Consider the following 19,509-nt stretch of genomic DNA (forward strand, 5'->3'; position numbering starts at 1 on the left):
GATTGATGCCTTCCAGGATAAATCCGTTCGATACTAACTGATATACTCATTTTCGATTTTAAACCGACATATCAAGTATTAACTTGAACGGCCTATGAGAGAGGTAACTTAATGTCTGCCAATAATACCAAAGTAAAAAAAGCGGTAATCCCGGTCGCGGGTTTGGGTACGCGTATGCTCCCGGCCACCAAAGCGATTCCAAAAGAGATGTTACCGCTGGTTGATAAGCCGTTAATCCAGTATGTCGTTAACGAGTGTATCGCTGCAGGCATCAACGAGATTGTGCTGGTTACGCATTCATCTAAAAATGCCATCGAAAACCATTTTGATACCAGCTTCGAACTGGAATCTATGCTGGAAAAACGTGTTAAGCGTCAGCTGCTGGATGAAATCCAGTCAATCTGCCCGCCACACGTGACCATCATGCAGGTTCGTCAGGGTATCGCGAAAGGCCTGGGCCACGCAGTGATGTGTGCACACCCACTGATCGGTAACGAGCCGTTTGCCGTTATCCTGCCAGACGTCATCATCGACGAATATGAATCAAACCCAACCAAAGATAATCTGGCCGAGATGCTGACCCGTTATGAAGAGTCAGGCCGCAGCCAGATTATGGTTGAGCCGGTTGCCGATGTAACCGCTTACGGTGTTGTCGATTGCCAGGGCGCAGAACTGAACCCAGGCGACAGCGCACCGATGGTGGGTGTGGTTGAGAAACCAAAAGCGACCGAAGCGCCATCTAACCTGGCGGTCGTAGGTCGTTATGTTCTGTCTGCAGACATCTGGCCTCTGCTGGCGAAGACGCCTCCGGGTGCGGGCGGCGAAGTTCAGCTGACCGACTCTATCGCCATGCTGATGGAAAAAGAGACCGTTGAAGCTTATCACCTGAAAGGCGTAAGCCATGACTGTGGTAACAAACTGGGCTACATGCAGGCTTTCGTTGAGTACGGTGTTCGTCATCCGGTATTGGGCAAAGATTTCTCTGAATGGCTCGATAGCGCAGTTGGCAACAAAAAGTAATTTATAAACACAGGATAACTCGATGAAAGTCACTGTATTTGGTATCGGCTATGTCGGTCTGGTTCAGGCTGCGGTGTTAGCCGAAGTCGGACATGACGTTCTCTGCATTGATGTCGACGCAAACAAAGTCGAAAATCTGAAAAAAGGCATCATTCCTATTTTCGAACCAGGTTTAACCCCGCTGGTAATGTCCAATTACGAAGCGGGTCGTCTGAAGTTCAGCACTGATGCTGCACAGGGCGTAAACCATGGTGTTATGCAGTTTATTGCAGTAGGTACACCACCGGATGAAGACGGCTCTGCCGATCTGAAATATGTGACCGCCGTAGCGCGCACCATTGCGCAGCATATGAACGATCACAAAGTGGTTATCGACAAATCAACCGTACCGGTTGGCACAGCAGACAAAGTTCGTGCGGTGATGGCGGAAACGCTGAAATCGCGTGACGCCAACATCACCTTTGATGTGGTGTCGAACCCGGAATTCCTGAAAGAAGGTGCGGCAGTGAATGACTGTATGCGTCCTGAGCGCATCGTTGTCGGTACCGACAACGATGACGTGGTCGAGCTGTTACGCGAGCTTTATGAGCCGTTTAACCGCAACCACGATCGCATGATCATGATGGATATCCGCAGCGCAGAGCTGACCAAGTATGCAGCAAACTGCATGCTGGCGACCAAAATCAGCTTCATGAATGAGATGTCTAACCTGGCTGAGCGTTTAGGCGCGGATATTGAAAAAGTACGCCAGGGCATCGGTTCCGATCCCCGTATCGGCTACCACTTCATCTATCCTGGCTGTGGCTACGGTGGCTCCTGCTTCCCGAAAGATGTGCAGGCGTTAATCCGTACAGCGGAGTCTATTGGCTATCAGCCACGTCTGTTGCAGGCTGTGGAAGATGTCAATGACAACCAGAAAAACAAGCTGCCAACCTTCATCAAACGCCATTTTGGCGACGATCTGAAGGGTAAGACGTTTGCTCTCTGGGGCCTGTCATTTAAGCCGAACACTGACGACATGCGTGAAGCCTCCAGCCGTGTGCTGATGGAAACGCTGTGGGAAGCAGGCGCGTCTGTTCAGGCGTTTGACCCGGAAGCAATGGATGAAGCGCAGCGTATCTATGGTCACCGTAGCGATCTTAAGCTGATGGGAACCAAAGAAGCGGCACTGCAGGGCGCAGACGGTCTGGTCATCTGTACGGAGTGGCAGAACTTCCGTGCGCCAGACTTCGACGTTATCAAAAATGCGCTGAAAGAAGCCGTGATTTTTGATGGTCGTAACCTGTATGATCCAGAGCGTATCAGCAAACGCGGTTTCGTTTATTATGCAATCGGCCGCGGAGCGTCTATTCAAACTGCATAATTAACGAGGGATTTATGAACTTTCTGGTCACCGGCGCCGCAGGCTTTATTGGTTTTCATGTCAGTCAGCGTCTGCTGGCCGCCGGTCACCAGGTTGTCGGTATCGACAACCTGAATGATTATTACGACGTAAATCTCAAGCGTGCCCGTCTCGATTTAATTAATGCTGAACCTGGCTTTACTTTTATCGAGCGGGATCTGGCCGACCGTGACGCGATAGCGTCACTGTTCGGGCAGTATAATTTTCAGCGCGTTATTCATCTTGGCGCGCAGGCTGGCGTCCGCTACTCCATCGAAAATCCCCATGCTTATGCAGATTCCAATCTGACAGGTCACCTCAATATTCTTGAAGGCTGCCGTCATCATAAAATTGAACATCTGCTCTACGCGTCGTCGAGTTCCGTTTATGGCCTGAATCGTAAGATGCCATTCTCAACGGACGACAGTGTGGATCATCCTGTCTCTTTATATGCAGCGACGAAGAAAGCGAACGAGTTAATGTCTCATACTTACTCGCACCTTTATCAGCTGCCGACCACTGGATTACGCTTCTTCACCGTCTATGGCCCGTGGGGCCGTCCGGATATGGCCCTCTTTAAATTCACCCGCGCAATGATTGCCGGTGAGGCGATTGATGTCTATAACCAGGGCCAGATGAAGCGCGACTTTACCTATATTGATGACATTGCTGAAGCGATTGTACGTCTGCAGGATGTCATTCCGCAGCAGGACGATCACTGGACGGTTGAATCGGGATCGCCAGCAACCAGTTCAGCACCGTATCGTGTTTATAATATCGGTAACAGTCAGCCGGTAACGCTGATGAGCTATATTGAGGCGATTGAAAAAGCACTGGGGATGACCGCGAAGAAAAATCTGATGCCGATGCAGCCCGGTGATGTGCTGGAAACCAGTGCCGACACCGAAGCTCTGTTTAAGGCGATTGGTTTTAAACCCCAGACCAGTGTGGAGGAGGGCGTAAAGCGCTTCGTTGACTGGTATCGTGATTTCTATCGCGTCTGAATAAAAAAGGAAGCGTACGCTTCCTTTTTTTTATTCCACCTCAGGCTGCCCGTCGGGCAGCAAAATAACGCGCCGTTACAGTAAAAAATCGTCCAGCTTTTTACCCTCTTCTTCCAGCGCTTTTTTAATTATGGCTGGCGTGCGGCCCTGACCGGTCCAGGTCTTTGACTCACCTTTTTCATCGGTATAACCATATTTAGCCGGACGCACCGAACGTTTGCTTTTTGCTGTCGCGCGGGTATCAGTCAGCATGCTGACCAGCTCAGAAGGGTCAATACCATCAGCCAGCAGCATTTCACGATACTGATTCAGCTTGCGCGCGCGCTCTTCATTTTCAGCCTGGAAATGCGACTCTTCTTCGCGACGTTCTTTTACCACTACGTCCAGTTTTTCCAGCATCTCTTCCAGTGTTTCAATGGAATACTCTCTGGCCTGGGCGCGCAGCGTACGAATATTATTAAGAACTTTTAGTGCTTCGCTCATTGTCCTGGTCTCTGAATAAGGGAGAAGTTGTGTTGCCCGCTAATAGTAGTGGTGACATTAAATAACTTCAATCACAAACGTATTTCTTCAGCGAATAAAATGAAAATTAAAAAATAATGTTGATCATAAAAAATCAAAGCGATGCCCCGAAGAAATAATCTCCCCTCTGTCGTTATGAAATAAATTTAATGTATTTAACTTGCTGTAAATAATGTCATCTCTTTTATTGCGGTTAAAATAAGAAAAACCTATTTCACTCTGCGATAGAGCCCATCGGCACTGGAAACGGTTCCTGATGAAAATTCCGGCTATCTGTCAGGCATTCTCCCTCTCTCAGCAGCAACGCATGGGCTGTGCTTTGTGATAATATGCGCACCATTCTGTTCAGTCCTGATGAAGATACGCTCCTATGGCCCAACTCTATTTCTATTACTCTGCGATGAACGCAGGGAAATCGACCGCACTGTTACAATCCTCCTATAACTATCAGGAGCGGGGTATGCGCTCGCTGGTTTACACTGCCGAAATCGACAACCGTTTTGGTGCCGGTCAGGTAAGCTCCCGTATCGGACTCTCGTCACCAGCCTTGCTCTATAATGCCGATACCGCGCTGTTCAGCGACATTGCGGCGGAACATGCCGCACAGCCTATTCACTGCGTGCTGGTCGATGAGAGCCAGTTTCTCACCCGTGAGCAGGTCAAAGCGCTCTCTGATGTGGTCGACGATCTTGATATTCCAGTGCTCTGCTATGGCCTGCGTACCGATTTTCGCGGCGAACTCTTTGTTGGCAGTCAGTATCTGCTGGCGTGGGCCGATAAGCTGGTCGAACTCAAAACCATCTGTCACTGTGGCCGCAAGGCCAGCATGGTGCTGCGACTGGACAGCGAAGGGAAGCCCTTCAGTGAAGGTGAGCAGGTAGTCATCGGGGGGAATGAACGCTACATCTCGGTCTGCCGTAAGCACTATAAACAGGCCATAGAGCAGGGCTCGCTGCAGGCGATTCACGGCGCACATACGCCCGTCATCTGACACGTTTTTCAGCCAGTAAAAAACCCGCCGCGGCGGGTTTTTTCATCAGGTTATCAGAACGGTACTATCAGACTTTCTTCGCTTTCTTCTCCGCTTTAACTTCTTTTACCGGCTGTTCAGCGACCGCTTCGGCAACGCTTGAGAAAGGTTCGACAAACTCACGGCCGTAGTAGGTGTCGAGCATAATCTGTTTCAGCTCGGCAATCAGCGGATAGCGTGGGTTTGCGCCGGTACACTGGTCATCAAACGCATCATCGGCCAGCTTGTCGACTTTGGCCAGGAAGTCCGCTTCCTGCACGCCGGCTTCGCGGATAGAGGTCGGAATGCCGAGCTCAGTTTTGATCTCATCCAGCCAGGCCAGCAGCTTCTCAATTTTCTGCGCGGTGCGGTCGCCAGGGGCGCTCAGGCCCAGGTGGTCAGCAACTTCCGCGTAGCGACGGCGCGCCTGTGGGCGGTCATACTGGCTGAACGCGGTCTGCTTGGTCGGGTTGTCATTTGCGTTGTAGCGGATGACGTTCGAGATTAACAGGGCGTTAGCCAGACCGTGCGGAATATGAAACTCTGAACCCAGCTTATGCGCCATGGAGTGACAGACCCCAAGGAAGGCGTTAGCAAAGGCGATACCGGCGATAGTGGCCGCATTGTGAACACGTTCGCGCGCCACCGGATTTCTGGCACCTTCCGCGTAGCTGGCGGGCAGGTTCTCTTTCAGCAGTTTCAGTGCCTGCAGTGCCTGGCCGTCTGAGTATTCATTCGCCAGCACAGACACATAGGCTTCCAGCGCATGGGTAACCGCATCCAGGCCGCCGAAGGCGCAGAGTGAGCGGGGCATTTCCATCACCAGGTTAGCATCGACAATCGCCATATCCGGGGTCAGCGCATAGTCAGCGAGAGGATATTTCTGGCCTGTCGCATCATCGGTGACGACGGCAAACGGTGTCACTTCTGAACCGGTGCCGGATGTGGTGGTGATGGCCACCATGCGCGCCTTGACGCCCATTTTCGGGAACTTGTAGATACGTTTACGGATATCCATGAAGCGCAGTGCCAGCTCTTCAAAGTGGGTTTCCGGATGTTCATACATCACCCACATGATTTTCGCTGCGTCCATCGGGGAGCCGCCACCCAGCGCGATGATCACGTCCGGTTTAAAGCTGTTCATCTGCTCGGCACCTTTACGCACAATGCTCAGCGTCGGATCGGCTTCCACTTCAAAGAAGACTTCCGTTTCAATACCGTGTGATTTCAGAACGCGGGTGACCTGATCGGCATAACCGTTATTGAACAGGAAGCGGTCAGTCACGATAAAGGCCCGTTTCGCGCCGTCCGTTGCCACCTCTTCCAGCGCAATGGGCAGGGAACCGCGACGGAAGTAGATAGATTTAGGAAGTTTATGCCACAACATATTCTCAGCTCGCTTGGCGACAGTTTTGGTGTTGATAAGGTGTTTCGGACCGACGTTCTCTGAAATCGAGTTGCCGCCCCAGGAACCACAACCCAGCGTCAGAGAGGGGGCCAGTTTGAAGTTGTAGAGGTCCCCGATACCGCCCTGAGAAGCGGGCGTATTGATCAAAATACGCGCGGTTTTCATCCTGTCGCCAAAGTAGTGCACACGTTCGGTCTGGTTATCCTGGTCGGTATAGAGGCACGAGGTGTGGCCGATACCGCCCATGGCGACCAGTTTTTCTGCTTTATCTACCGCGTCGTTGAAATCTTTCGCCCGGTACATTGCCAGGGTTGGCGAAAGTTTTTCATGGGCAAAGGGTTCAGATTCGTCCACCAGTTTTACTTCGCCAATCAGGATTTTGGTGCTGGGTGGCACGCTGATGCCTGCCATCTCCGCAATTTTGAACGCGGGCTGGCCGACGATGGCGGCGTTCAGACCGCCGTTTTTCAGAATGATATTCTGCACCGCGCTCAGCTCCGCTCCCTGCAGCAGGTAACCGCCGTGGCTGGCAAAACGCTCACGCACTGCGTCGTAAACTGCATCAACCACGATGACCGACTGTTCCGAGGCGCAGATCACCCCGTTATCAAAGGTTTTGGACATCAGAATCGAGGCGACGGCCCGCTTCAGGTCGGCGGTTTCATCAATCACCACTGGCGTATTACCGGCACCGACGCCGATGGCGGGTTTACCGGAGCTGTAGGCCGCTTTCACCATGCCTGGACCGCCAGTTGCGAGGATCAGATTAATGTCAGGGTGGTGCATCAGCTGGTTTGACAGCTCAACAGAGGGGGCATCGATCCAGCCGATAATATCTTTTGGCGCACCGGCTGCAATGGCAGCCTGCAGCACGATGTCCGCCGCTTTGTTGGTGGCATCTTTGGCACGGGGGTGTGGCGAGAAGATAATACCGTTGCGGGTTTTCAGGCTGATTAACGCTTTAAAGATGGCGGTAGAGGTGGGGTTAGTCGTCGGCACAATACCGCAAATCAGACCAATAGGTTCGGCGATAGTGATGGTGCCGAAGGTGTCATCGGTGGCTAACACACCGCAGGTCTTTTCATCTTTATAGGCGTTGTAGATATATTCTGACGCAAAATGGTTTTTAATGACTTTGTCTTCGACAATGCCCATGCCGGATTCGGCAACGGCCATTCTGGCGAGAGGAATACGAGCGTCTGCGGCGGCGAGGGCGGCGGCACGGAAAATGGCGTCGACCTGCTGTTGAGAAAAATTGGCATATTCACGCTGGGCTTTTTTTACACGTTCAACCAGTGCATTGAGTTCAGCGACATTCGTAACGGCCATGGTGTTCTCCTGAGGAAGTTAAACTTTTTTAGTAAACAATCCTGCGCCCTGAGTATAGTCACGCTGTCATAACGCGTCCTATCGGCCCGAAATGCATGGATTTTCAACTGTTTAATAAAAGAGTCTTGTCAGGCAGTCCGTCAGATTTTCATTGAGACTGCTAATACTTCCGTTACGAAAAGATTACCTGGTTTGGGGTAGGGTAATTTTGATGCAGATCAATTTAACCCCAAGCTGACACCTTTCAGCCGGGCTTTTTGCGCCACCTTGTTTCGAATCTGTTTGCACCATGTAAGCCGGCTGGCCATAGCGACAAAATCCAGTCTCATTCAGAACGCTGGGGGAATCCGCTATGGGTTCCGCCTTAAGTGGCATAAATAGCGGCGTATTCATCTGGCGTCTGTACCGCTTTTCACTTACATTAGGCGCGATTTCCCCCCTGCGTTACGGAGCCATGTCGTGAACCCTGCACTGTTAGATCTTTCAGGCTATATAAAATTCTTTGTCGGGCTGTTCGCGCTGGTTAATCCGGTCGGCATTATTCCGGTGTTCATCAGTATGACCCGCTATCAGGCGGCAGCTGAACGCAATAAAACGAATTTAACCGCCAATCTGGCGGTGGCCATTATCCTCTGGACCTCGCTGTTCCTCGGCGATGCGATTCTGCGGGTGTTTGGCATCTCGATTGACTCGTTCCGCATTGCGGGCGGGATTCTCGTCGTGACCATTGCGATGTCGATGATTAGTGGCAAGCTGGGCGAGGATAAGCAGAACAAACAGGAGAAGTCAGAAACGGCCATTCGCGAAAGCGTTGGCGTAGTGCCTCTGGCGCTTCCCCTGATGGCCGGTCCGGGTGCCATCAGTTCGACGATTGTCTGGAGCACCCGCTATCACAGCTGGCTTAACCTGCTGGGCTTTACGCTGGCGATTGCCATTTTTGCCTTATGTTGCTGGCTGCTGTTTCGGGCCGCGCCTTTGATGGTGCGGATACTGGGACAGACTGGTATTAACGTGATTACCCGTATCATGGGACTGTTACTGATGGCCCTGGGTATTGAGTTTGTTGTTACCGGCCTGAAGTCTATATTTCCCGGACTGCTCAATTAACACCTCACTTATTTCAGGCAGCGAAGCGTAAACCTGATCCGTAATGGTGCAATCGACGGTTTTATTGCACCATTACAATGCAATTATTCGTCACGCTTAAAAGATTCAGCCGATTATAAATTTCATTACTGCTGGCCGGTTCACAGACTTCTGTCAGCGAAATAATGTCACGATTTTCACACCATATTCTTCTGTCTTGATTCTTCCCTCCCTCATAAACACCCGCCTGAGAGCAATAAGGCTGGATGTTTCTCACGCCAGATACCGACTTTGGAAGATAAGTGCCAAAAACCGTGCGTATTCATGATGCAAAGCACGTCTGCACAGGGTTTCCGACTAAAACGCCTATTTTTCATATCGATATGATATTTTCAGGTCGAAAATTAACACTTCCGCTGCGTGACAACTCATGATAAAAGAGAATTAGTTAACATTTTAGCTATTTTACTTTGGCGCCCTCTGATGGCTTCTGATAATTTCTGGCCCAGCGTGAATTTTTTTCTCCGAAAGTGCAAAGTGAGAACGCTTTTTGCTTAAGCCTGTCGGGATACTTAAAAAAGGTTGGCGTTTCGGATGACTGGGATGATGAATGTGCAGCAACAGCGGCTGACTCTCGCCGCACTGTTAATAGCGTTTCCGCCGGCTTATGCCGCCACGGTTCCCCCCGGAACGACGCTGGCCGCGCAGCAACAGATTGTGATTAATAATGGCAGTGAAGTCTCTTCGCTGGATCCCCATAAAACCGAAGGTGTGCCGGAATCCAATATTATTCACAACCTGCTGGACGGTCTGGTTAACACCGATAATTTCGGTCAGGTCGTCCCCGGCGTTGCCCTGAGCTGGGAGAATCCGCAGCCCACCGTCTGGATCTTTAACCTGCGGGATGATGCTAAGTGGAGTAATGGTGAGCCGGTGACCGCCGCAGATTTTGTCTACAGCTGGCGTCGGCTGGTGGACCCTGCCACCGCATCCCCTTACTCCAGCTATCTGCAGGCCGCCCATGTTGCCGGGATCGATGCGATTCTGGCTGGTAAAGCGTCACCCGATCAGCTGGGCGTGAAAGCGCTGGATGACCACCGGCTGCAGATTACGCTGACTGAACCGGTGCCTTATCTGGTAGCCATGCTGGCGCACACGGCGCTGAAGCCGGTTTATGCACCTGCTATCAAAGAGTGGGGCGATGCCTGGACCCGGCCGGGTCACTATATCGGTAACGGTGCTTATACCTTAAGCGACTGGGTAGTGAATGAAAAAATTGTTCTGAAGCGCAATCCTCACTACTGGGACAATGCCCATACGGTGATTGAGCAGGGGACCTTCCTGCCCATCGCCTCTGAAAACAGCGATATCAACCGCTACCGCAGTGGCGGAACGGACATCACCAACAGCGCCCTGCCGCCGGAGATGTTTGGCAAGCTGCGCAGGGATCTCGGCGATGAGGTGAAGATCAGTCCGCTGCTCTGCACGTTTTATTATGAAATCAATAACAAAAAGGCGCCGTTCACCGATCCACGGGTGCGCGCCGCCCTAAAGATGACCCTCGACCGTGAGGTGATTGCCAGAAAAATTATGGGGCAGGGACAGATTCCGGCTTACAGCCTGACGCCGCCCTTTACCGCTGGTATTAAGCTGACACCGCCAGCCTGGTTTACCTGGACGCAGGCGCAACGCAATGAGGCGGCGAAAAAGCTGCTGGCAGAGGCGGGATTCAACGCCGCCAATCCGCTGACCTTTACGCTGCTCTATAACACTTCCGATCAGAATAAACGGCAGGCGATTGCGGCCGCTTCAATGTGGCAGAAAAATCTCGGCGCAAAAGTCACCCTGCAGAATCAGGAGTGGAAGACGATGCTGGAGACCCGCCATCAGGCCCAGTATGACGTGGTGCGAGCCACCTGGTGCGCCGATTACAATGAGCCTTCAACCTTTCTCAACATGCTGATCAGCAATGCCTCGATCAATACCGCCTTTTACAGCAGTGCGGCCTTTGACGAGCTGATGGCGAAGAGCCTGACGGCGGGCAGTGAGGCGCAGCGCGCGGAGCTCTATCAGCAGGCTGAAACACAACTCGACAAAGACTCACCCATTGTGCCAGTTTACTACCGCGTCAGTGTGCGCCTGGTGAAGCCCTGGGTTGGCGGTTTCACGGGCAAAGACCCGCAGGATATGACAGACCTGAAGTACTATTTTATTAAAAAACACTGATCTGCTCGCCATCCTGGTGAGACAGACGGGAAGCGCATCAGCAAACAGACCAATTTTTTGGGGTCACTCTCCCGGGTTAAGGGAGCCCGGAAACGGGGGACGCCGCGGCAGAACAGCGCTGCGGTGACGATAATAAAACTGGAGTGTAATAATGAACAACATCACGAAAAAAAGCCTGATAGCAGCGGGCGTCTTCGCCGCAATAAGTGCCCTGGCAGGGAATGCGGCTTTCGCGGCGACCGTGCCTGCAGGCGTTGAGCTGGCAGCCAAACAGGAACTCGTTCGCGGCAATGGCGATGAAGTGCAGTCGCTCGACCCGCACAAAATCGAGGGCGTGCCGGAAGATAACGTGGCGCGCGATCTCTATGAGGGTCTGCTGGTCAATGACAGCAACGGCAAACCGATTCCGGCCGTGGCGGAAAGCTACGAAAATAAAGATTTCAAGGTGTGGACTTTCCACCTGCGTAAAAATGCCAAATGGTCTAACGGCGAGCCGGTAACCGCACAGGACTTCGTCTACAGCTGGCAGCGTCTGGTTGACCCGAAAACGGCTTCACCCTACGCCAGCTATCCTCAGTATGGTCATATCCTGAACGTTGATGACATCATCGCAGGTAAAAAGCCCGTTACCGATCTGGGCGTGAAAGCGATTGATGACCACACGCTGGAAGTGACCCTGAGTGAGCCGGTTCCCTATTTTGATAAGCTGCTGATCAACTCCGTGATGTCACCGGTTTATAAACCGGCGATTGAGAAGTTCGGCGAACAGTGGACTCAGCCGCAAAACTGGGTCGGCAACGGTGCCTTTAAGCTCGACGCACACGTTATCAACGAACGCATCACGCTGGTGCGTAACCCGAACTACTGGGACAACGAGCACACCGTGCTGAACAAGGTTACCTACCTGCCAATCAGCTCTGAAGTCAGTGACGTCAACCGTTACTTCTCCGAGAACGGCAGCGACATGACCTATAACAACCTGCCGATCGAGCTGTTCAAAAAGCTGCAGCGCGAAAACGGCAAAGAGCTGCATGTCGATCCTTATCTCTGCACCTACTACTACGAAATCAATAACCAGAAAGCGCCATTTACCGATCCGCGCGTTCGTGCCGCCCTGAAGCTGGGTCTGGACCGTGACATCATGGTGAATAAAGTGCTGGCCCAGGGTCAGAAGCCGGCCTACAGCTTCACACCGCCAGCCACCGACGGTATGGAAATCCTGCCGCCAGACTGGTTCAAGTGGTCACAGGATAAACGTAACGCCGAAGCGAAAAAACTGCTGGCTGAAGCGGGCTACACGGCGGATAAACCGCTGACTTTCAACCTGCTCTACAACACCTCCGATCTGCATAAGAAGCTCGCGATTGCAGCCTCGTCGATCTGGAAGAAAAATATCGGTGTGAATATCAAGCTGGAAAACCAGGAGTGGAAAACCTTCCTGGACACCCGTCATCAGGGTAACTTCGATGTGGCGCGTGCGGCCTGGTGTGCGGACTACAATGAACCGACGTCCTTCCTGAACATCATGCTCTCTAACAGCAGCAGTAACACCTCGCACTATAAGAGCGATGCGTTTGACAAAGTGGTGCGTGACGCGATCAAAGCGCCGGATGCCAAAGGCCGTGCAGCGGACTATCAGCAGGCCGAGCAGATCCTGGATAAAGACAGCACCATCGTACCGGTTTACTACTACGTGAATACGCGTCTGGTGAAACCTTACGTTGGTGGTTACACCGGTAAAGATCCGCTGGATAAAACGCTGTCTAAAGACTTCTACATCATTAAACACTAATAGCGTTCAGGCTATCAGCAGTGGCGGCGCTTCTCGCGCCGCCTTTTTACTATTTTTTATATGTTGTGAAGCAACAGCCTGGTAGGTACGGCAATGTTAAAATTCATCCTGCGTCGCTTGCTTGAAGCGATTCCGACGCTGTTCGTCCTGATTACCATCTCCTTCTTTATGATGCGACTGGCACCCGGCAGCCCCTTTACCGGCGAGCGCACCCTGGCACCGGAAGTGATGGCCAACATTGAGGCGAAATATCACCTCAACGATCCTATCGGTAAGCAATATGTCGATTACCTGGTCCAGCTGGCCCACGGCGATTTCGGCCCATCCTTTAAATACAAAGATTATTCGGTTAACTATCTGGTCGCGCACGCGTTCCCGGTCTCGGCAAAACTGGGTCTGGCCGCGTTCCTGCTGGCGATCGTGCTCGGCGTCACGGCCGGGGTCATCGCCGCGCTGAAACAGAACACACTGTGGGACTTCGCGGTAATGGGGGTGGCAATGACCGGCGTGGTGATACCCAGCTTTGTGGTCGCGCCGCTGCTGGTCCTGCTGTTCGCGATCAGCCTGAAATGGCTGCCGGGCGGGGGCTGGAATGGCGGGCAGTGGAACTACATGCTGCTGCCGATGGTGGCACTCTCACTGGCTTACATTGCGAGCATTGCCCGTATCACCCGTGGATCGATGATTGAAGTGATGCACTCCAACTTTATCCGCACGGCTCGCGCTAAAGGCTTACCGCTGCGCCGCATTGTGCTGCGTCATGCGCTGAAACCGGCTCTGCTGCCGGTCATCTCCTATATGGGACCCGCCTTTGTCGGCATCATCACCGGTTCGATGGTGATCGAATCGATCTACGGTCTGCCGGGCATCGGTCAGCTGTTTGTAAATGGTGCACTGAACCGCGACTACTCGCTGGTGATGAGCCTGACGATTCTGGTCGGTCTGCTGACTATCCTGTTTAACGCGATTGTTGACGTGCTCTATGCCGTTATCGATCCCAAAATTCGTTACTGATTGCGGAGTTCGCCATGATGTTAAGTAAGAAAAACAGCGAAGCTCTTGATGCGTTCAGTGAGAAGCTGGAAGTAGAAGGGCGCAGTCTCTGGCAGGACGCGCGTCGTCGTTTTATCCATAACCGGGCAGCCCTGATCAGCCTGCTGGTGCTGCTGGTCATTACACTGTTTGTGATTATCGCGCCGATGGTGGCGCAGTTCACCTACGACGATACCGACTGGGCGATGATGTCTTCACCGCCGGATACCACCTCCGGCCACTGGTTCGGCACCGACTCGTCGGGGCGTGACCTGCTGGTGCGTGTGGCCATTGGCGGCCGGATCTCCCTGATGGTCGGCGTCGCTTCTGCCCTGATCGCCGTGGTGGTCGGTACCCTGTATGGCTCCATTGCCGGTTACCTGGGCGGCAAAACCGACTCGGCCATGATGCGTGTTCTGGAAATCCTCAACTCCTTCCCGTTCATGTTCTTCGTGATCCTGCTGGTGACCTTCTTTGGTCGTAACATCCTGCTGATCTTTGCCGCCATCGGCATGGTTTCGTGGCTGGATATGGCGCGTATTGTGCGCGGCCAGACGCTGAGCCTGAAGCGCAAAGAGTTTATCGAAGCCGCTCATGTAGGTGGGGTATCGACCTGGAAAATTGTGGTGCGCCATATCGTGCCCAACGTGCTGGGGGTGGTGGTGGTTTATGCCTCACTGCTGGTGCCCAGTATGATCCTGTTTGAATCCTTCCTGAGCTTCCTGGGTCTGGGCACGCAGGAACCTCTGAGCAGCTGGGGCGCACTGCTGAGCGATGGAGCCAACTCCATGGAAGTGTCGCCGTGGCTGTTGCTGTTCCCGGCGGGCTTCCTGGTGGTCACGCTGTTCTGTTTCAACTTTATCGGCGATGGCCTGCGTGATGCCCTCGACCCGAAAGATCGTTAAGGAGTTTCCCGATGACTATTCATGAATTTCAGCCAGCGATGGCGGCCCGCGCGGGAAGCGAACAGCTACTTACGGTCAAAGATTTACGCGTCACCTTTGGCACGCACGATGGTGATGTCACCGCGGTGAACAATCTGAACTTCTCGCTGCGCGCAGGTGAGACGCTGGGCATTGTCGGTGAGTCTGGCTCGGGCAAGTCACAGACCGCCTTTGCCCTGATGGGGCTGCTGGCGAAAAACGGGCGCATTGGCGGTTCTGCGCTGTTCAACGGCAAAGAGATCCTGAATCTGCCGGAAAGCCAGCTTAACCGGCTGCGCGCTGAGCAGATCGCGATGATCTTCCAGGACCCGATGACCTCGCTCAATCCCTATATGCGGGTCGGCGAGCAGCTGATGGAAGTGCTGAAACTGCACAAGGGGATGAGCAGCGCACAGGCTTTCGAAGAGTCGGTGAGAATGCTGGATGCGGTGAAGATGCCGGAAGCGCGCAAGCGAATGAAAATGTATCCGCATGAGTTCTCCGGTGGGATGCGCCAGCGCGTGATGATCGCCATGGCGCTGCTCTGTCGTCCAAAGCTGCTGATTGCCGATGAACCGACCACGGCGCTGGATGTGACGGTGCAGGCGCAGATCATGACGCTGCTCAATGATCTGAAGCGCGAGTTCAACACCGCCATCATCATGATCACCCACGATCTCGGCGTGGTGGCGGGGATCTGCGACAAAGTGCTGGTGATGTACGCCGGACGCACCATGGAGTATGGCCGCGCCCGCGATGTCTTTTACCAGCCCGCCCATCCTTATTCGATCGGCCTGCTCAATGCCGTACCACGCCTGGATGCCGAGGGCGAGAGCCTCACGACCATTCCGGGGAATCCACCCAATCTGCTGCGTCTGCCGCAGGGCTGTCCGTTCCAGCCGCGCTGCCCGCACGCGATGGATATCTGCACCCAGTCGCCGCCGCTGGAGCCGTTTGGCGATGGCCGTCTGCGTGCCTGCTTTAAGCCGGTGGAGGAGTTAGTATGAGCACCGTAGCTGAAAAGAAAGTGTTACTGGAAATCGCCGACCTGAAGGTGCATTTCGACATTAAAGATGGCAAGCAGTGGTTCTGGCAGCCTTCAAAGACCCTGAAAGCGGTGGACGGGGTCAGCCTGCGTCTCTATGAAGGGGAGACCCTGGGCGTGGTGGGCGAGTCCGGCTGCGGCAAATCGACGCTGGCACGCGCCATTATCGGGCTGGTCAAAGCCACAGAAGGGCGTGTCGCCTGGTTAGGCCGCGATCTGCTCGGTCAGAGCGAAGAGGAGTGGCGCAAGGCGCGCAGCGACATTCAGATGATCTTCCAGGACCCGCTGGCCTCTCTGAATCCGCGTATGACTATCGGCGATATCATCGCCGAGCCGCTGCGCACCTATCATCCGAAGATGGCGCGTCAGGAAGTGAAAGACCGCGTCAAAAATATGATGATGAAGGTGGGCCTGCTGCCGAACCTGATTAACCGCTATCCGCATGAGTTTTCGGGCGGCCAGTGCCAGCGTATCGGCATCGCCCGAGCGCTGATTCTGGAGCCAAAGCTCATTATCTGTGATGAGCCGGTGTCGGCGCTCGACGTGTCGATTCAGGCGCAGGTGGTGAATCTGCTGCAGCAGCTGCAGCGTGAAATGGGACTGTCGCTGATCTTCATCGCGCACGATCTGGCCGTGGTGAAACATATCTCTGACCGGGTGCTGGTGATGTATCTGGGACATGCGGTAGAACTGGGCACGTACAGCGAGGTCTATGGCAATCCGCAGCACCCTTACACCCGGGCACTGATGTCTGCCGTGCCGATTCCCGATCCCGATCTGGAGAAGAACAAGCAGATTCAGCTACTGGAAGGGGAGCTGCCGTCGCCGATCAATCCGCCGTCAGGCTGTGTGTTCCGCACCCGCTGTCCGATTGCCGGACCGGAGTGTGCGAAAACCCGTCCGCTGCTGGAAGGCAGCTTCCACCATGCGGTCTCCTGTCTCAAGGTCGACCCGCTCTGAAGCAAAACGCCGGGCAATTGCCCGGCGTTTTCTGTTGTGGGATGCTGCGCGACGACGACATTCCCGTCACCGCGCATCTACGGTCTATTCACGCCACAGGATATGACACAGCTTGTGATCTTTTTCACGGCACAGCAGCACGCGCGCAAAGACGTCGGTGATCGGCTCACCGTCCGCTTCACCCAGCCCAATCACCACCTCGGCGAAAAAGTCAGGGTTCAAATCGAAATCAACATGATCTTTCCAGTCTTCAGACGGGTCGAACAGCTCTGCGCCACCGCGCTCCTCAAACTGCAGATTGAAGAGAATGATGTCTGCCGGATCGAGATTGTCACCTGCCAGTTCGAGAAAAATATCGTAGGCCTGTTCCAGCGTTTCATCTTCGGTAAGGCGATTATTTAAATCCATAGTCTGTCCTGTCTGCCTGCGGCCATTTACACAATCTGGCTCGTTTTACAGTAAAGGGCTGAAGAAGTAAAACAGTCGTTCAACAATGCGCTGCCACCAGGCACGTTTTGCCCAGCGCTTACCCTCCAGCAGGCGCGACCGCGCGATATAGTCATCCTGTACGCAGGCCAGGTCACTGCCGAAGCCCGCATCATCCACTACCAGCGTCACCTCGAAATTAAGCCATAAACTGCGCATATCGAGATTCACGGTGCCGACCAGGCTCAGCTGTCCGTCCACCAGCACGCTCTTGGTATGCAGCAGGCCATCCTCAAACTGGTAAATCTTCACGCCCGCCTCCAGCAATTCACTGAAGAAGGCGCGGCTGGCCCAGCCGACCAGCAGCGAGTCATTGTGACGCGGCAGGATCAGGCTGACGCTGACGCCACGCTGCGCTGCCGTGCAGATCGCATGCAGCAGGTCGTCGCTGGGCACAAAGTAGGGGGTCGTCATGATCAGCTGCTCACGTGCCGAATAGACGGCGGTCAGCAGGGCCTGATGGATCATATCTTCCGGAAAACCGGGACCGGAGGCGATCACCTGCACGGTGTGGCCGCTCTCCTGTTCAAACGGCATGATGTTGCGATCGGGCGGGGGCGGCAGAATGCGCTTACCGGTCTCTATTTCCCAGTCGCAGCTGAAAACAATCCCCATCGCGGTCGCGACCGGGCCTTCCATACGCGCCATCAGATCAATCCACTGACCCACACCGGCACTCTGTTTAAAGAAGCGGGGGTCGACCAGATTCATACTGCCGGTGTAGGCGATGTAGTTATCAATCAGCACGATTTTACGATGCTGGCGCAGATCCATCCGCCGCAGGAAGACGCGCAGCAGGCTCACCTGTAACGCTTCCACCACGTCAATGCCGGCGTTGCGCATCATGCCCGCCCAGGGGCTGCGGAAAAAGTTTACGCTGCCCGCTGAGTCCAGCAGCAGACGGCAGTGGACGCCACGGCGCGACGCCGCCATCAGCGATTCGGCAACTTCATCTGCCAGACCACCGGGGTGCCAGATGTAAAACACCATCTCGATATTATGGCGGGCCAGCTGGATGTCACGAATCAGTGCCTGCATCACATCATCGGCGCTGGTTAACAGTTGCAGCTGATTTCCCTTTACCCCGGCAATGCCCTGACGATGGTAGCAAAGCTCAAATAACGAGCGCGCGACGTCGCTGTGTTCCGTCGCGAAAATCTCGCGGCACTGCTTCAGATCGTTCAGCCAGCGGGCCGTTGACGGCCACATGGTGCGGGCGCGCTCCGCGCGACGTTTACCCAGGTGCAGTTCGCCAAAGGAGAGATAAGCGATAATGCCGACCAGCGGCAGAATATAGATAACCAGCAGCCAGGCCATCGCCGACGTGACAGCCCGGCGCTTTATCAGGATGCGCAGTGTGACACCGGCAATCAGCAGCCAGTAACCAAACAGCAGCAACCAGCTGATCAGCGTATAAAAAGTGGTCATAAAGTGGACATCCCGTTCGCGCTTCCGTCTGGCAAGTTTACGTGCAGATGACGGCTAACGAAACCTTTATCCCTGACGAGAATAATGAGAGAACAGATTGGGTATTGTCGCAGAGATCTCTATAATGCGGCGGCGTAGACGATGGCAGAGAGGAAGTGATGAAACGAAGCAGAAATGAAGTGGCACGCTGGAGAATGTTACGGCAGGTTCACCGTCGCCGTTCACGCTGGCTGGAAGGGCAATCACGCCGCTATAAGCGCATCCATTGTATCCGCCACCAGCTGGCGCAGCAGCAGCGCCGATCGATTCTGTTCATCACGCAGATGGTTTAATCCCGCACCTCTTCAGCCCGCCCGTAAGCCGATACCCTTTGAGGCAGCAGGCGGGCTGCGCATTGTCCGCGGCACCCTCAGGCTTCAAAAAAGCCCTGCTCGGCCAGTAACCGGCGCGCCTGAGCCTGCTCCTGAGGCGACGCTCCCCGATCGTTGACCTCGAGCATCAGACAGGGCATTGCGCTGCCCAGCGCCGCTGGCCGGCGATAACCCTCCCGATCGTACCATTCGTAACTCCACCGGCCTGATTTGCGCTGATAGTAGATCGTCAGCCAGGCAGAGCAGTTCGCCGGATAACCACTTAATACTTCTATTTTAGGATCGGCCAGCGCGGCAAGCCGGGATAACAGCGTGTCAGCCAGAGTGAGAACCGGAACAGGATAGGTTTTATTCATAGTGAGCTCGCGACAGTGCGGTGCATCCATTCAGAGGTGTAAATCACGAATAGTAAATGTAGACAGAGGTAACAAATAAATCCTCTCGCCGGTCAAAAAAAGCCGTAAGTTAAAAGGATCAGGCGAAAAAG

Annotated in this window: 17 protein-coding genes; 12 read left to right on the forward strand and 5 right to left on the reverse strand. The window is 53.9% G+C overall.

Annotation, left to right across the window (positions count from 1 at the left end):
• Positions 1-111: 111 nt before the first annotated feature.
• From galU to OXR04_RS03465, 3 genes are read left to right on the forward strand one after another with little or no spacing between them, the layout of a single operon-like run.
• Entirely contained in the window at positions 112-1,020 is a 909-nt protein-coding gene (gene galU, locus OXR04_RS03455; protein ID WP_009089901.1) for a UTP--glucose-1-phosphate uridylyltransferase GalU, read from the forward strand.
• A gap of 22 nt (positions 1,021-1,042) precedes the next feature.
• Entirely contained in the window at positions 1,043-2,383 is a 1,341-nt protein-coding gene (locus OXR04_RS03460; RefSeq protein WP_046101926.1) for a UDP-glucose/GDP-mannose dehydrogenase family protein, read from the forward strand.
• A gap of 14 nt (positions 2,384-2,397) precedes the next feature.
• A complete protein-coding gene (locus OXR04_RS03465; RefSeq protein ID WP_009089903.1) occupies positions 2,398-3,405 on the forward strand; it encodes an NAD-dependent epimerase in 1,008 nt (335 codons plus the stop codon).
• A gap of 75 nt (positions 3,406-3,480) precedes the next feature.
• On the opposite strand, the gene hns is transcribed toward OXR04_RS03465, so the two are convergent.
• Positions 3,481-3,888, reverse strand: a complete 408-nt coding sequence (gene hns, locus OXR04_RS03470; RefSeq protein ID WP_058958169.1) for a histone-like nucleoid-structuring protein H-NS — start codon at positions 3,886-3,888, stop codon at positions 3,481-3,483.
• A 409-nt stretch (positions 3,889-4,297) separates the two neighbouring features.
• Between hns and tdk the strand changes: the two genes are divergently transcribed.
• Complete coding sequence (gene tdk, locus OXR04_RS03475; RefSeq protein ID WP_009089905.1) at positions 4,298-4,918, forward strand: thymidine kinase; 621 nt, start codon at positions 4,298-4,300, stop codon at positions 4,916-4,918.
• Between the two features lie 67 nt (positions 4,919-4,985).
• Here tdk and adhE read toward each other — a convergent pair whose 3' ends face one another.
• A complete protein-coding gene (adhE, locus tag OXR04_RS03480; RefSeq protein ID WP_009089906.1) occupies positions 4,986-7,673 on the reverse strand; it encodes a bifunctional acetaldehyde-CoA/alcohol dehydrogenase in 2,688 nt (895 codons plus the stop codon).
• Positions 7,674-8,132: 459 nt separating this feature from the next.
• Between adhE and OXR04_RS03485 the strand changes: the two genes are divergently transcribed.
• The 7 genes from OXR04_RS03485 (at position 8,133) to oppF (ending at position 16,737) form a co-directional block, all read left to right on the forward strand.
• The gene (locus OXR04_RS03485; protein ID WP_009089907.1) at positions 8,133-8,780 is read left to right on the forward strand and encodes a YchE family NAAT transporter; all 648 of its coding nucleotides are present in this window, start codon (positions 8,133-8,135) and stop codon (positions 8,778-8,780) included.
• A 582-nt stretch (positions 8,781-9,362) separates the two neighbouring features.
• Positions 9,363-10,985 (forward strand): ABC transporter substrate-binding protein, encoded by a 1,623-nt coding sequence (locus tag OXR04_RS03490; RefSeq protein ID WP_267369273.1) that lies wholly within the window; start codon positions 9,363-9,365, stop codon positions 10,983-10,985.
• Positions 10,986-11,136: 151 nt separating this feature from the next.
• Complete coding sequence (oppA, locus tag OXR04_RS03495; RefSeq protein WP_154928224.1) at positions 11,137-12,777, forward strand: oligopeptide ABC transporter substrate-binding protein OppA; 1,641 nt, start codon at positions 11,137-11,139, stop codon at positions 12,775-12,777.
• Positions 12,778-12,870: 93 nt separating this feature from the next.
• Entirely contained in the window at positions 12,871-13,791 is a 921-nt protein-coding gene (oppB, locus tag OXR04_RS03500; protein WP_009089910.1) for an oligopeptide ABC transporter permease OppB, read from the forward strand.
• A 14-nt stretch (positions 13,792-13,805) separates the two neighbouring features.
• Entirely contained in the window at positions 13,806-14,714 is a 909-nt protein-coding gene (gene oppC / locus OXR04_RS03505) for an oligopeptide ABC transporter permease OppC (protein WP_046101922.1), read from the forward strand.
• An 11-nt stretch (positions 14,715-14,725) separates the two neighbouring features.
• On the forward strand, positions 14,726-15,739 hold the full coding sequence (locus tag OXR04_RS03510; RefSeq protein WP_009089912.1) for an ABC transporter ATP-binding protein: 1,014 nt from the start codon (positions 14,726-14,728) through the stop codon (positions 15,737-15,739).
• Positions 15,736-16,737: a murein tripeptide/oligopeptide ABC transporter ATP binding protein OppF gene (gene oppF / locus OXR04_RS03515; protein WP_009089913.1), complete on the forward strand. Its 1,002-nt coding sequence runs from the start codon at positions 15,736-15,738 to the stop codon at positions 16,735-16,737. Before OXR04_RS03510 ends, oppF begins: the two co-directional genes overlap by 4 nt.
• Before the next feature lie 84 nt (positions 16,738-16,821).
• Here oppF and OXR04_RS03520 read toward each other — a convergent pair whose 3' ends face one another.
• Together OXR04_RS03520 and cls are read right to left on the reverse strand one after the other, a co-directional pair.
• The gene (locus OXR04_RS03520) at positions 16,822-17,145 is read right to left on the reverse strand and encodes an HI1450 family dsDNA-mimic protein (protein ID WP_009089915.1); all 324 of its coding nucleotides are present in this window, start codon (positions 17,143-17,145) and stop codon (positions 16,822-16,824) included.
• 45 nt (positions 17,146-17,190) lie between these two features.
• Positions 17,191-18,651, reverse strand: coding sequence for a cardiolipin synthase (gene cls, locus OXR04_RS03525; protein WP_009089916.1), 1,461 nt, complete (start codon positions 18,649-18,651; stop codon positions 17,191-17,193).
• Between the two features lie 158 nt (positions 18,652-18,809).
• Between cls and OXR04_RS03530 the strand changes: the two genes are divergently transcribed.
• The gene (locus OXR04_RS03530; RefSeq protein ID WP_128084052.1) at positions 18,810-18,983 is read left to right on the forward strand and encodes a YciY family protein; all 174 of its coding nucleotides are present in this window, start codon (positions 18,810-18,812) and stop codon (positions 18,981-18,983) included.
• Positions 18,984-19,060: 77 nt separating this feature from the next.
• Here the strand turns inward: OXR04_RS03530 and OXR04_RS03535 are convergent, their stop codons facing one another.
• Positions 19,061-19,378 carry a hypothetical protein gene (locus tag OXR04_RS03535; RefSeq protein ID WP_009089920.1) on the reverse strand — a complete coding sequence of 106 codons (318 nt, stop codon included), beginning with the start codon at positions 19,376-19,378 and terminating at the stop codon, positions 19,061-19,063.
• Between the last annotated feature and the right edge of the window lie 131 nt (positions 19,379-19,509).

The organism is Pantoea sp. GM_Pan_3, from assembly GCF_026541045.1.
Taxonomy (GTDB): Bacteria; Pseudomonadota; Gammaproteobacteria; order Enterobacterales; family Enterobacteriaceae; genus Pantoea; species Pantoea anthophila.